The organism is Stenotrophomonas sp. 96582_Sma (assembly GCF_056480905.1).
The window spans coordinates 151,183-165,369 of sequence record NZ_CM151122.1 but is presented as its reverse complement, the minus strand read 5'-3'; the positions used below and the strand labels follow the sequence as shown (position 1 = coordinate 165,369).

Annotated in this window: 9 protein-coding genes and 1 riboswitch; of the genes, 8 read left to right on the top strand and 1 reads right to left on the bottom strand. The window is 67.6% G+C overall.

The genetic code is table 11. From position 1 onward, the window contains the following. Window positions 1-173: 173 nt before the first annotated feature. On the top strand, window positions 174-1,850 hold the full coding sequence (locus ACZK2R_RS00705) for an electron transfer flavoprotein-ubiquinone oxidoreductase (protein WP_049461849.1): 1,677 nt from the start codon (window positions 174-176) through the stop codon (window positions 1,848-1,850). Between the two features lie 65 nt (window positions 1,851-1,915). Then, a complete protein-coding gene (locus ACZK2R_RS00700) occupies window positions 1,916-2,317 on the top strand; it encodes a c-type cytochrome (protein WP_032130140.1) in 402 nt (133 codons plus the stop codon). Here ACZK2R_RS00700 and ACZK2R_RS00695 read toward each other — a convergent pair. Further along, on the bottom strand, window positions 2,311-5,916 hold the full coding sequence (locus tag ACZK2R_RS00695; protein WP_478487704.1) for an ATP-binding protein: 3,606 nt from the start codon (window positions 5,914-5,916) through the stop codon (window positions 2,311-2,313). The genes ACZK2R_RS00700 and ACZK2R_RS00695 overlap by 7 nt on opposite strands. A gap of 74 nt (window positions 5,917-5,990) precedes the next feature. Here ACZK2R_RS00695 and ACZK2R_RS00690 point away from each other — a divergent pair, with 74 nt between their 5' ends. The 6 genes from ACZK2R_RS00690 to ACZK2R_RS00665 all read left to right on the top strand — a co-directional run bounded on the left by ACZK2R_RS00690 (window position 5,991) and on the right by ACZK2R_RS00665 (window position 14,184). Beyond that, entirely contained in the window at window positions 5,991-6,629 is a 639-nt protein-coding gene (locus ACZK2R_RS00690) for a response regulator (protein WP_032130138.1), read from the top strand. A gap of 378 nt (window positions 6,630-7,007) precedes the next feature. Further along, window positions 7,008-7,778 (top strand): hypothetical protein, encoded by a 771-nt coding sequence (locus ACZK2R_RS00685; protein WP_180837891.1) that lies wholly within the window; start codon window positions 7,008-7,010, stop codon window positions 7,776-7,778. Window positions 7,779-7,889: 111 nt separating this feature from the next. After that, window positions 7,890-9,881 carry an XVIPCD domain-containing protein gene (locus ACZK2R_RS00680; RefSeq protein ID WP_180837890.1) on the top strand — a complete coding sequence of 664 codons (1,992 nt, stop codon included), beginning with the start codon at window positions 7,890-7,892 and terminating at the stop codon, window positions 9,879-9,881. Window positions 9,882-10,127: 246 nt separating this feature from the next. Next, a complete protein-coding gene (locus ACZK2R_RS00675) occupies window positions 10,128-10,535 on the top strand; it encodes a glycine zipper 2TM domain-containing protein (RefSeq protein ID WP_071228796.1) in 408 nt (135 codons plus the stop codon). 125 nt (window positions 10,536-10,660) lie between these two features. Then, the gene (locus ACZK2R_RS00670) at window positions 10,661-11,785 is read left to right on the top strand and encodes a phosphotransferase enzyme family protein (protein ID WP_180837889.1); all 1,125 of its coding nucleotides are present in this window, start codon (window positions 10,661-10,663) and stop codon (window positions 11,783-11,785) included. 43 nt (window positions 11,786-11,828) lie between these two features. Further along, window positions 11,829-11,924: riboswitch (TPP riboswitch) on the top strand. A gap of 70 nt (window positions 11,925-11,994) precedes the next feature. Then, the gene (locus ACZK2R_RS00665; RefSeq protein ID WP_180837888.1) at window positions 11,995-14,184 is read left to right on the top strand and encodes a TonB-dependent receptor; all 2,190 of its coding nucleotides are present in this window, start codon (window positions 11,995-11,997) and stop codon (window positions 14,182-14,184) included. Window positions 14,185-14,187 lie beyond the last annotated feature (3 nt).

The window sequence follows — 14,187 nt, the reverse complement described above, 5'->3', positions numbered from 1 at the left end:
TGCATTACGCTGCACCGCAGCAATCATGACGTGAACATCGTCGATCTAGCTCGATCACGCGCGGCCCGGTACCCTGACACATTCAAACAACCGTTTCGCTCGTGGCTGCACGCGCGATTCCCAGGCACCGCCGGTGGCCCCGATGCCGGCCCTACCCACGAGTCATGCAATCGATGAGCGCTGAAGCCAACGCCCTGCCCCCGCGTGAAGTAATGGAGTTCGACGTGGTGATCGTCGGCGCCGGCCCCGCCGGCCTGGCCACCGCGATCCGCCTGCGCCAGCGCGCGATCGAAGCCGGCCGCGACCTGTCGGTGTGCGTGCTGGAGAAGGGCTCCGAACCGGGCGCGCACGTCCTGTCCGGCGCCGTGATGGATCCGCGCGCACTGACCGAACTGTTCCCGGACTGGGCCGAGCGCGGCGCACCGCTGAAGCAGAAGGTCACCCGCGACGAATTCCTGTTCCTCAGCGAAACCGGCGCACGCAGCACGCCCAATGCGCTGCTGCCGGAGTGCTTCCACAACGAAGGCAACTACATCATCAGCCTGGGTGAAGTGACCCGCTGGCTGGCGCAGCAGGCCGAAGCGCTGGAAGTGGCGATCTTCCCCGGCTTCGCCGCAGCCGAGGTGCTGTACGGCGACAACGGTGAAGTGATCGGCGTGGCCACCGGCGACATGGGCATCGAGAAGGACGGCAGCATCGGCCCGGCCTTCGAACGCGGCATGGCGCTGCAGGCCAAGTACACGATCTTCGCCGAAGGCGCACGCGGCCACCTCGGCCGCCAGCTGATCGCGCGCTACAAGCTCGATGAAGGCAAGGACCCGCAGGCCTACGGCATCGGCATCAAGGAACTGTGGCAGATCGACCCGGCCAAGCATGAGCCGGGCCTGGTGGTGCACGCCGCCGGTTGGCCGCTGGACAGCGACACCTATGGCGGCGCGTTTCTGTACCACGCCGACGGCGGCAAGGTCGCCATCGGTTATGTGGTTGGCCTGGACTACAGGAACCCGTGGCTGAGCCCGTTCGAAGAGTTCCAGCGCTTCAAGACCCATCCGTCCATCCGCAAGCACCTGGAGGGTGGCACCCGCATCGGTTACGGCGCGCGTGCGATCACCGCCGGTGGCCTGCTGTCGCTGCCCAAGACCGTGTTCCCCGGTGGCGCGCTGGTCGGCTGCGAGGCCGGCTACCTCAACGCCAGCCGCATCAAGGGCAGCCATGCCGCGATCAAGACCGGCATGCTGTGCGCCGATGCCGCGTTCGACGCGCTGGCCGCCGACCGCCAGCACGACGAACTGAGCGCCTATCCAAAGGCCTTCGAAGCCAGCTGGCTGTTCACCGAGCTGCAGCAGGCCAAGAACTTCAAGCAGTGGTTCAAGAAGGGCCAGACCGTGGCCACGCTGATGACCGGCGTGGAGCAGTGGCTGCTGCCGAAGCTGGGCGTGCGCAATCCGCCGTGGACCCTGCACCGCACGCAGCCGGATCACGTCTGCCTGGAGCCGGCGGCCAAGCACACCCGCATCGCCTACCCGAAGCCGGATGGCGTGCTGACCTTCGACCGTCTCAGCTCGGTGTTCCTCAGCAGCACCAACCACGACGAGAACCAGCCCAGCCACCTGACGCTGAAGGACCCCAGCATTCCGGTGAAGGTGAACCTGGCCGAGTACGCCGGCCCGGAAGCCCGCTACTGCCCGGCGGGTGTGTACGAGTTCGTCGGTGAAGCCGATAACGCGCGCCTGCAGATCAACGCGCAGAACTGCGTGCACTGCAAGACCTGCGACATCAAGGACCCGACCCAGAACATCGTCTGGGTGACCCCGCAGGGCGGTGGCGGCCCGAACTATTCGGGCATGTGATTGCTCCGGGCTGCGACCGCGTGTCGCAGCCCACCTGCCCCGCTGCGTCGCTATCCTGCCCGCCCATGCGTGCTTTCCGCCTGCTCATCACCATTGCTTTGACCCTGGCGGCCACGGCCTGCCAGCGCCCGCCTGCGGCACCGGCCACGCCGGAACAGGCGCAGCAGCAGGCCATGCAGCGCGCGTTCGAGCTGTGCGCCGGCTGCCACACCGTGCAACCTGGTGGCATCCACCGCTTCGGACCCAATCTGCACGGCGTGATCGGCCGCCGCGCTGGCAGCCTGCCGGACTATGGCTATTCCGACGGCATGCGCCGCGCCGATATCACCTGGACCGCGCAGACCCTGGATGCGTTCCTGCAGTCGCCCACCCACGTGGTGCCCGGCACACGCATGTACAACGCCTTCCCCAGCGCCGAACGCCGCGCGCTGGTGATCGCCTACCTGCAGCAGCAGTCGGCTCAGTGAGCCAGGCGCTGCAGCTGTTGCTGCAGCCGGGCCACAAATTCCGCCACTGCCGCGAACAACGGCGCCACATCGGCTTCCGCCGAATCCTGCAGACGCTCCACCAACGCATTGGCCTGCCCGGCCAGCACTGTCGCTCCCACCGCGCCCAACCCACCGGCCTGACGATGCAGGTGCAGTGCGGCCGCCTCGCGATCTCCAGCCTGCAGCGCGCGCTGCACGGCGGCAAGATCGCCCTCGCTGGCCTGCAACAGGCTGTCGCGCAGCTGCTCGGCCACCGCACGTGAGCCGAAGCGCCGCTGCAGGCTGTCCAGATCGGGCAGCGTCCCAGCATCGTCGGCGGCGGACCCGGCCTGCGGCTCCTCGAACGACTGTCCCTGCGCCTGCGGCAACCAGCGCAGCAGTGCGGTGCGCAGCGTGGCCAGTGACAGCGGCTTGGCCAGCACTTCGTCCATGCCGGCCTCGCGGCAGCGCCGTGCATCGTCATCCAGCACGCTGGCGGTCAGCGCCAGCACGGTCAGCCGCGGCTGGCCGTTGCGGCCCTCGCGTTCGCGCAGCAGGCGGGTGAAACCGAAGCCATCGAGCACCGGCATCCGGCAGTCGGTGATCACCAGATCGAAACTCTCCGACGACAGCCGATCCAAGCCCTGCTGGCCGTCACCGACCATCACATGCGGCACCCCCAGCTGCTGCAGTCGCCAGGCCATCATCGCCTGGTTGGTCGGGTGGTCTTCGATCACCAGCACCCGCGCCTGGCGCAGCGCCGGCGGCAGCAGCGAGGCCTGTTCCTGCTCGGCGACCAGCGCTTCCACATCACCGCTGCCGGCTTCCACCAGCGACAGCCGCACCTCGGCGCGGGTCCCTTCGCCCAGCGTGCTGTGCAGCTCCAGCTCGCCGTCCATCATCTGCACCAGGCGCTGGCAGATGCTCAGGCCCAGGCCAGTACCCCCATGGTCGCGCTGGATGTAGGCACCGGCCTGGGTGAACGGCGCAAACAGGTGCTGCAGCTGTTCCGGCGCGATGCCGATGCCGATGCCGGTGTCGGTGACGCTCAGGCACAGCGGCTGGCTGCCGTCTTCGGCGGTCGGCCCCAGCACGTCCAGCTGCAGCCGCACTTCGCCGCGCACGGTGAACTTGATGGCGTTGCTGAGCAGGTTGAACACGATCTGGCGCAGGCGCACGCCATCCACTTCGTGCGCGGCCGCCAGCTGCGGGTCGATCTGCACGTGCAGGTCCAGCCCACGTGCACTGGCCTGCGCCGACAACAACCGGCACACGCTTTCCAGCAATGGCCGCAGCGGCTGCGGCACCGGTTCCAGGCGCAGTGCGCCGGCCTCAAGCCGCGAGTAGTCAAGAATATCGTCGAGGATCTGCCGCAGCATCTGCGCCGCATCCTCGATCACCCCGAGGATGCGCTGCTGCTCGGCATCCAGCGGCGAATGCGCCAGCACTTCCAGCATGCCCAGCACGCCACTCATCGGCGTTCGGATTTCATGGCTCATGGTCGCCAGGAAACGCGACTTCGCCTCCGCCGCCTGTTCGGCGTCAGCCTTGGCCGCAGTCAGGGCCTCGGCCTGTGCACGCGCCTCGCTGACATCCACCCAGTATCCACTCCAGGTGACCACGCCCGCTTCCGCCGCATAGGGATGGGCCTGGCTGCGCACCCAGCGCGCGCCGGTGCCTTCAGGTCGCAGCCGGAACTCGAGAACAAGCGGTGCGAACTGGCGCGCCGCCTGCTCGACCGCATGCAGGATGTGCTCGCGGTCGTCTTCCTCGATGCGCTCCAGCAGGCACATTGCATCCTGTTCGGCCTGCTGCCGGCTGATCCCGAACAACGCCTGCAGGTCACCGGCAATGAACGGGAAGCTGAGGGTTCCGTCTGCCGCGCGGCGAGCCTGATAGACCACGGCGGGCAGGTTGTCGGTGACTTCGGCCAGGCGCTGTTCCAGGTGACGCCGTCCGGCCACCTCGCGGCGCAGCCGCCAATGCCCGATGGCGTGCACCAGCAGCGCGGTGAGCAGCACCAGCAGCAGCGGCACGCCCCAGCGCATCGCGCTGTTCCAGTCCAGGCCGTTGCGGTACTCGACGGCCAGCCAGTCCCCGCGCAGGGCCTCGCGCTTGCGCGGCGTCATCTGCAGCAGCAGGCGGTCGAAGGTGGTGGCCAGGGCGGCATGGCGGCGCTCAACCGCCAGCACCAGCTGATCGTTGAAACCTGCCGGTGCCGCCACCTGCAGGCGCCCCGGGAAGCGGCTGCGCAGCAGATGGTCAACCAGTGCCAGGTTGCCTACGTAGGCATCGGCGTCGCCATTGATCAGGCGCTGCAGGGCCTGTTCCGCGCTGCGTGCCGCGATGATCCGCGCCTGCGGCGCCTGCTGCAGCACATAGCCACGCACGCGTTCCGGATCGGACAGCAGCACCCGTTTGCCCTGCAGGTCGGACAGGCCCAGCAACGCCGGGCTGTCACGCCGGCTGACGATCACGTTCGGCACGCTGATGAAGGGCTGGCTGAACACCCAGTCCGGGCCCAGGTAGCGAGAATCGGCAGGAATGCCCATCACCGCCTGCAGCTCGCCGCGACGCGCCTTCTCGCGCACCTCGTACCAGTCATGGCTGTTTTCCACCTGCAGGTTGGCGCCAGCCTGCAGCAGGCGCCGCAGGTATTCGCTGGCCAGGCCACTGGGGTTGCCATCCTGGTCCGCGAACGACAGCGGCGCCGCGTTCGGCGCGAAGCCGATCTTCAACGGCTGCTCCAATACCCGTTTCTCGGCCTGGCTCAACGCCAGCTGTGCCGATGCCGACCACTGCGGAGGTGGCAGCCAGCGCTGCACCAGCGCATCGCGCTGGGCCTGGCTGGTCGCAGCCAGTGCCAGGTCCAATGCTTCGGCCAACGGCTGCTTGCTGTTGGGAACACCGAAGTGCAGCCGTTCGGGCGGCAGATCGCTGGGGCGCAGCAGCACGACCCCCTGCAGGTCCTCGCGTGCGATCAGTTCGGTGGCCACGTAGGCATTGCCGATGTAAACGTCTGCCTTGTCGTCTCTGACCATCTCCAGCGCCGCCAACGAGCTGTTTGCGACAAGCTGTCGTGCCCGGGGAAAGCGCGCCCGCACCTGCGGGCCGGTCAGGAAGTCCTGCTCGATCACCACCCGCAGTCCATCCAGGTCGGGGATGTCGGAGGCACGCAGGTCATCCGGGCGTCCCACCAGGGCCAGCGGTGCCTCGCCATAGGCGGCGGTATAGACCATGCAGCGGGTGCGGTCGGCACTGAGACCGACATTCATCACTACATCGATCTCGCCACGACATGCCGCATCCAGCACGGATGTCCAGTCGGGATAGCGCCGTGCCTCCACCTTCACGCCCAGCTGACGGGCGAGAAGCGACAGATAATCCGGGCCCAGGCCGACCTGCTGGCCATCACGGAGGGACTCGAACGGCGGCCAGCCACTGTCATACTGGCCCACGACGATGCTCGGATGCGCGGCAAGGTACTCGCGCTGCAGCGGGCTGAGCGGCAAAAGCCCAGGCACCGCCTGTGCCAGCGCCGCAGGCAGCACCAGCACGGCCAGCAGCAGGACCAGCCCGCGAACAGCCCAGCTACGCATCGGCGTTGATCTCCTAGAATCTGCCAGGAACCGCGATGGTCGCGGTCCGGCGTGCCCGGTGGCCATACTAGAGCATGAGCTTGCGCATCATCATCGCAGACGACCACCCGGTGGTCCGTATCGGTACCCGTGCCGTCATCGAATCGAGCGGGGTGGGCCGCGTGGTCGGCGAAGCCGACAGCGCGCAGGCGCTGATGGCCCTGCTCGGCAGCCAACCCTGTGACCTGCTGGTAACCGACTACTCCATGCCGGGCAGTCCCCAGGCCGACGGCTTCGCCATGATCGGCATGATCCGCCGCCGTCATCCCGACCTGCCGGTGCTGATGCTCAGTGTCTCCAACAACCTGGCGATCCTGCGCATGGTGCTCGACAGCGGCGTGCTCGGCCTGGTCGACAAGAGTTCGTCGATGGACGAACTGCCACAGGCCATCCAGGCGGTCTACCGGGGCCAGCCCTACATCAGCCGCAGCCTGCGCGAGCGGGTCGAGGCCGCTGGCAGCTGGCGCATGCGCGAGGGCGACGGCAAGCCACTGTCGCCACGCGAGGTGGAGGTGCTGCGGCTGCTGGGCACCGGCATGACCGTGAAGGAAATCTCGCTGCAGCTGCACAAGAGCGTCAGCACCATCAGCCGGCAGAAGGGTGACGCCATGCTCAAACTGGGCCTCAAGGGCGACGCCGAGCTGTTCGATTACCTGCGCGACGGCAAGATCTGAGAGCCAGATCACACAAGAAGGTCAGCTGCCACCGCCCTCTTTGACCGGCCGCCGATCTGTGCCAAGATGGTCCGGCATGAGTTCTCAATGCGAGGTCGAAGGAATCGACCGGCTCATGTCCTCGCTCCCGTTCCTGGTGGACGTGGCGCGGTTTCCTGCCGGCCGTCTGGCCCGGCAACGCTGACCATGGAGAGGCGCATGCATCATCCCCCCAAGCTATGTTGGACCCTGCCGTTGCGGCCTCTGCGCGCATTCGCGGCGTGCCTGCTCGTCTCTCTTTCCGCTGCCGCCTGCAGCGCCGCCGATCCGGCCCCCTCGTCCTCCCAGCCCGGCGCCCCTGCGCAGGCTGCCAATGCGCCCCGACAGGATGTTGCCCCGATGCAGACCCCCACCCCCGATGCCGCCGCCACCCCGCCCGACGCGCCGACCGTGATGTATTTCACCTACCAGGTGGACGGCGATGGCGCGACCTCCTATGAGGTCCAGAACGGCAGCGTGGCGACCTTCTGGTTCGGCCACACCTTCACTCTCGATGGCACCACGTACTACACGGGTTTCTCCTGGGATACCCGCGAGCACTACGGCAAGCCGGGCGAGCAGACGCCGGCCGGTCCGGATGACCGCGCCAACCTTGCCGAGGCCACCTTCGTGCTGGCCGGCACCGACGCCAGGAAGCCATGGAAGTTCCGTGGCCAGGAATGGACCATCGGCGCACTGGGCGCGTACGACAAGGCCGACGATGTCGATACCCGGCGCAAGCCGCTTGAACATCGCACGGCCGATGGTCGCCTGCTGCTGGCGGTGCCGACCAGCAGCTTCGACCGCGGCATCAGCAGCACCGGCTATGCGCTGCTGCTGTTCAACCCCAGGCGCAGCGAAGACGACGTGGACAGCAAGGTCTGGCGCTATGTCGGTTCAGTGCGCACGGGTGAGGACAACAGCGCCGCCTGCGACGACGGCAACGTGATGCCCTGCACCGACAGCGATGGCGAACTGACCTTCGCTGCCGACGGCGACGGCCTGCCGCGACTGACCGTGACCTTCAAGGGCACCACCATCGAAGGCCCCGGCAAGACCCGCGCACTGGGTGCCGGCGACGCCGTGCACTACACCTTCGACAGCGCGACCCAGCAGTACGTCGCGCCCTGATAGCACCCGCCACGCGCGGGTTCCCTGTTGACCGACATGTTCTTGACTCACGGATGAGTCCGGTTGGCGATTCGCGGCACGCGCCGCTCCATCAACCCCGAGGAAAACGTCATGGCACAGCATGACTACAGCAGAAAGGAAGTCCTGGACATCGTCGAGCAGGTCGCCAGGCAGAAGGGCATCCCTGTGGATGACTTCATGCGTTTCGCGCACATCGAGACCGGCGGCACCTTCAACGAGCGCGCCCACAACACCTCATCCGGCGCCAAGGGCCTGTTCCAGTTCGTGCCCGGCTCCGCGCGCCAGTACCACCTGACCGGCCACGAGTTCGACCCCACCCGCAACACCGAAGCGGCCGCGCAGATGTACCAGGACAACCTGGACTCGATGGCGCGCCGCAACGAGCGCACCGGCAACCCGTACCTGTCCGGGGGCAACACGCCCACCGGGCTGGACCTGTACCTGGCCCACCAGCAGGGCAGCGCCGGCTACGGCTCGGTGCAGACTGCCATTGCCACCGGCACCTTCGGTGTGGTCCGCAACAGCCACGGCGACGAGATCAACATGCGCCGCAACGTGCTGAACCAGATCGGCTCCGACGCGAAGGCGCTGACCGGCCACACCCTGGCCGAGATGCGCGGGATGAACGACGGCGACCTGGCGCGGACGTTCTCCAGCTATTACATCCACAAGTACGCAGCGATCAGCATTCCGGAAAAGAACATCGAACCGCAGGCGGTAGTGCAGGGCCAGGGCCAGACCCCGGCAGCACCTGCGCAGGCCAGCGCAGCCGTGGCGGCGGGTGCAGCCACGCTGGCGGCAACCGCAACGGCAGCTGCCACACCGAAGCCAGGCATTGAACTGCAGGCCGCCTACGAGGCCGGCGTGAAGTACGACGACGTCAAGTACGCCATCAACATTCCGGGCCACGCACTGTACGTACCGGGCAAGACCGGCAAGAACGTGGAGCAGGGTTACATCGACTGTTCCGGCTGGGTCGGCACGCTGCAGAACCGGACCATGGACGAGATCAACCAGAAGGCCGGGCACGCGGTGTTCAGCAAGGCTGATCGCATCGACCTGGGCAACCTCGGTTCCGGTGGGATCGTGCGCAAGGCGTTCGACCAGTCCGGCGTGCTGCTGGACCGCGACGCGATCCTGAAGCCCGATGCGCTGAAGGAAGGCATGATCATCGGCCTGGATACGGCCAGGACCCGCCATGAGCACTGGAACGGCATCGACCACATCGTGATGGTGGTGCGCGACCCCAACACCGACAAGCTGCTGATCAGCCAGTCCACCGGCAGCAAGGGCGTGCACACCATGCCGGTCGAGGACTACCTCAAGCAGGTGAAGGACCACCCGAACTGGAAGCTGTACGCCTCCGATCCGCTGTCCAAGGCGCGCGACCTGCTGGAAAACCGCACCCAGTCGCACGAGCAGACCCAGGGCAAGCCTGCGGCCGAGTACAAGGCCGCTGCCACGCCGCACGCCGAACTGTACAAGCAGGGCGCGCACAGCGAGGGCGTGCGCAAGGTGCAGGAGCAGCTGGGCCACCTGGGCTACGTCGGCGCCGACGGCAAGCCGCTGGTCGAAGATGGCCGCTTCGGCCGCAACACCGACGCGGCAGTGCGCCAGCTGCAGAAGGACAACGGCCTGGTGGTCGACGGCATTGTCGGGGCGAAGACCCTGGAGGCAATCAAGGACGCACGCGAACGGCCGTTGCTGAACGACGAGCGGCACCCGCGCAATCCGTTGTTCATCCAGGCCAGCAAGGGTCTGGAACTGCTGCCGGCCGGGACCTTCAAGGACCGCCACACGCTGGAAAGCGCTGCTGCGGCTTTGACCAAGGAGGCGCATGCCGCCGGCCTGCAGCGCATCGACTCGGTGGTGCCCAGCCCGAACGGTGAGCGCCTGTTCGCCGTGCAGGGCACCATCGGCGACCCGGCCGCCATTCGCGCGGCGGTGGAGACCCGTACGGCCAGCGAGCAGAGCCTGGCACTCAGCAGCGGTGCCGTGCAGGGCGCGCCGAACGTGCTGCACCAGCAGCAGGAGACGCAGCAGGAGCAGGCCCGGCAGGCGCAGAAGGCGATGGGCGTCTAGGCCCGCGGCGCCTTGGGAGAGAAGGGAGGGCCACGTTCGCGTGGCCCTTTCCCTTTCTGCCAGCTGAGCGGCCGGGGCCGCTTTCAGCCTTGCTTCATGCCGCCTGCCGCTAGATGAATGCGCAAGCCGCACGGTGGACCAGGCAATGTTCCGGCAATGTTGGAACGCCAGCGTGGACATCACGGCAGCCGGGGCGCCCCGCGCCCTCCCTGCCCAGCGTGGCATGCACCTCACAGGAGAACGAACATGCTCAGTACTTCCGCACTCAGCTTCCGCGGTCTGGCGATGGCTCTGGCACTGGTGGCCGGTGTGGCCGTGGTCAGCGATGCCAGCGCGATGTCGAGGAAGGACAAGCGCACCCTGGTCGGCGCCGTGGTCGGTGGCGTGGCCGGCAACCTGCTCTCCAACGGTGATCCCGCTGCCACTGTCGGCGGTGCCGTGGCCGGCGGCGCGATCGGCAACCTGACCACCTCCGACCGCCGCGATCGTCGTTACTACGACAATCGCCGTTACGACAACCGCTACGATCGCCGTTACGACCGTGGCTACTACCGCAGCGGCTACTACGACCGCGGTGACGACCGTCGCTGGCAGCGCGAGCGCTACTACGACAACCGCTACTACCACGACCGCGGCCGCCATCGCGGCTGGTAAGCAGCGCGGCATCCCCCATGCCGATGCACGGACGGGCGGGTCGATGACCCGCCCGTTTGCGTTGCGGGCGGCCATGGCGTTGAATTCGCACCCTTGGATGTGACTTTCCCCATTGGGGCTGCGGCATGACTTCTTCTTCCCACCGGGTGCAGGGCCTCAACAACGACGAGGTCGCTGCCGACTGGCCGCCGATCAGCACCGCAGACCTCGCGTGGCTGCGCCAGCGCTTTCCGCAGCTGGATGCGGGCAGCCAGCCGCACTGGCACAGTCCTCGACCGTTGTCGGCCGCCGCCATCGTCAATGGCACGCGCGGACCGGTGTTCATCAAGCGCCACCACCACAGCGTTCGCAGCGCCGCCTGCCTGGAAGAAGAACACCACTTCATCGCCCATCTCGCTGCCGCCGGCGTACCGGTGGTGCAGGTGCTGGCGGCAACCGATGGCCACACCGCAGTAGAGCACGGCGAATGGACCTTCGAACTGCATGCCGTGGGCGTGGGCGAGGACCTGTACCGCGATGCCGTGTCGTGGTCGTTGCTGACCGATGTCGCGCAGGCCCGCGAAGCCGGCCGCATGCTGGCCCGGCTGCACCGTGCCGCCGCCAGCTATCACGCGCCACAGCGCAGTACCCATGTGCTGGTCGCGCGCGACGATCTGATCCGCGCCGACGATCCCATCGCCGCGATCAAAGCCGAACTGCCCACACGACCGGGGCTGGCCCGCTACCTCGCGCGCATTCCATGGGAAACCCAGCTTCGCCGCGACGTGCTGCCGTGGCATGCCGGCCTGGCCGAACGCCTGCGCGACGAGCCACGGCTGTGGGCGCACAACGACTGGCATGTCTCCAACCTGCTGTGGCGCGACGGGCAGGTCAGCACCGTGCTGGATTTCGGCCTGGCTTCGCCCACCAGCGCACTGTTTGACTTCGCCACCGCGATCGAGCGCAACGCAGTGGCGTGGCTGGAACTGGAGCGCGGCATGGAGGCGGTGCGCATCGACATCGCACTGGCGTTGCTCGACGGCTACCGCCAGCTGCTGCCGTTGTCGGCAGCACGCGTGCACCTGCTGGCCGACCTGCTGCCGATGGTCCATTTCGACTTTGCACTGTCCGAAGTGGAGTACTTCGAAGGCGTCACCGGCTCGACCGCGAACGCGGATGTGGCCTGGCAGCCCTTCATGCTGGGGCACCCGGCGTGGTTCCACAGCGCGCCGGGGCAGGCACTGCTGCAGGCGCTGCACGCGGCAGCCTGAAGGGCACCGGCTCGCAAATCCGTACCATTTGTAGTGAAATGGTCACCTGAAGCGGGGGTGCCTGGATCTGCCAGGCTGAGAGAGTCCCTTGGAACCTGATCCGGTTTGCACCGGCGTAGGGAGCTTTGAGCCGCAGCCACACCCCCGTCATGGGCCGGTGCACCTGCGCGCCGTCGCTTCGTCTCCCTTGTTGTCCGAAGACGAACCGAATGAACCGCTGCCTGCGCCCCACCCTGCTCTCCCTCGCCCTCTGCGCCGCCTTGCCGCTGCATGCCAGCGAGGCCGACGCTGCCACCGATGCGGCTGCCACCGGCGCCGAGCGCTCGCCCACCGAACTGGCGGCAGTGCGCGTGCAGGCCGGCAAACCCAAGGCCGATACCTCACGCGTGAACGCCTTCGGTGGTGGGTCATGGAAGGACACCCCGGCCTCGGTGAACGTGCTCGAGCGCGACTACCTCGACCGCCGCCAGGTGCGTTCGCTGTCCGAGCTGGCCAGCAACGATGCCTCGCTGGGTGATGCGTATGCGCCGGTGGGTTACTACCAGAACGTCGCCATCCGCGGCTTTGCGCTGGACGCCGCCACCGGCTACCGCTTCAACGGCCTGTCCATCGCCGGCGAACAGCGCCTGGCGCTGGAGAACGTGCAGTCGGTTGAGATCCTCAAGGGTGAAGCCGGCCTGGCCGCGGGTGTGATGGCGCCCGGCGGGATCATCAACTACATCGGCAAGCGCCCGGCCGAAGTGCGCACCGCCACGCTCGGTACCGACTCGGAAGGCTCGCGCTACGTCGCCGTCGATGTCGGCCACTGGATCACCCCGCGTTTCGGCCTGCGCCTGAATGCCGCATGGGATTCCAGCAATTCCTACGTCGAGCACGCCGATGGTCGCCGCAACTTCTACTCGCTGGCCGCCGACTGGCTGATTGGCGAACGCGGCAAGCTGGAAGTGGATGCCAACTACCAGACCAGTTCGCAGCGCTCGGTGTCGGGCTACCAGCTGCTGGGCGCGCGCGAGCTGCCGCACGGCGTGGATCGCGAATTCCTGCTCGGCTACCAGCCCTGGCAGCGCCCGGTGGATATCGCCAGCACCAACATCACCGCGTTGCACACCTACGACTTCAACGATGCCTGGCAGTCGCGCGTCTCGGTCGGCCACAGCCGCTCGGTGATCGATGACAACGTCGCCTTCGCCTATGGCTGCTACTACGCCACGCAGTGCGCCGATGGCAGCGTGCCGGGCAACTACTTCGCGCCCAATGGCGACTACGACGTCTACGACTACCGCAGCCCGGACGACACCCGCCGCAACCAGCAGGCCCGTGCCGAGCTGCGCGGCCGCTTCGAGACCGGCAGCGTCGGCCATGAGTTGACCATCGGTGCCGACTACTTCCGCCGCACGGTAGACAAGCACCCGAGCGTCAACGAGTACGTCGGCACCAGCAACATCCACGACGCACAGGTGCCGGTGTTCGAGCCGTCGCCGAAGATTCCAGGGCCGTCCGCACGACGCCTGGACAGCCGCCAGACCGCGTTCTTCGCGCTGGACCGGATGAGCTTCGGTGATGACTGGCAGTGGCTGGCCGGCGGCCGCTTCGTGCGCCTGGACGAGCGTGCCTACGACAAGCGTGGCACCCCGCAGCGGCACAGCCGCCTGTCGCGCTTCCTGCCGCAGACCGCCGTGGTGTGGAAGGCTACCGACCAGCTCAACGCCTATGCCAGCTACGTGCGCGGCATCTCGCTGGGCCAGGAAGCGCCCTTCTGGACCAGCAACGCCGACACCTTCCTGCCGTCGGTGCAGTCGCGGCAGCTGGAAGTGGGCGTGAAGTACGTGCCGGTCGAGGCGCTGACGCTGGGCGCAGCCGTGTTCCGCATTTCGCAGCCGTACCAGTACGCCAGGCCGGACAACAGCGAGGTCGGCTACACCTTCGTCGAGGAAGGCACGCAGACCCACACCGGCCTGGAGCTGACCGCCAACGGCCAGCTGACCGATGCGCTGCAGATCGTGGCCAGCGCCAGCATGCTGCAGGCACGAGCGCGCGACACCGGCACCCCGGCCTATGAAGGCCATCAGCTGGTGAACGTGCCGAAGGTGCGCGCCAGCGTGCACGTGGCCTACGCGCTGCCGTTCGTGCAGGGCCTGGATGTGACCGGCGGCTGGCGCTATGCCGGTGCCAACGTTGCCCGCGCCGACGGTGGCGTGCGCGCACCGGACTACTCGCTGTTCGACGCTGGCCTGCGTTTCCAGCATCGCCTGCACGAGCGCGCGGTGACCTGGAACCTGTCGGTGGACAACGTGTTCAACCGCTTCTACTGGCGCGACACCGGCAGCAGCGGCGGTGACTACTACCTGTTCCCCGGCGCACCGCGACAGGCCCGCCTGTCGGTGACGTTCGCGCTGTGAGCG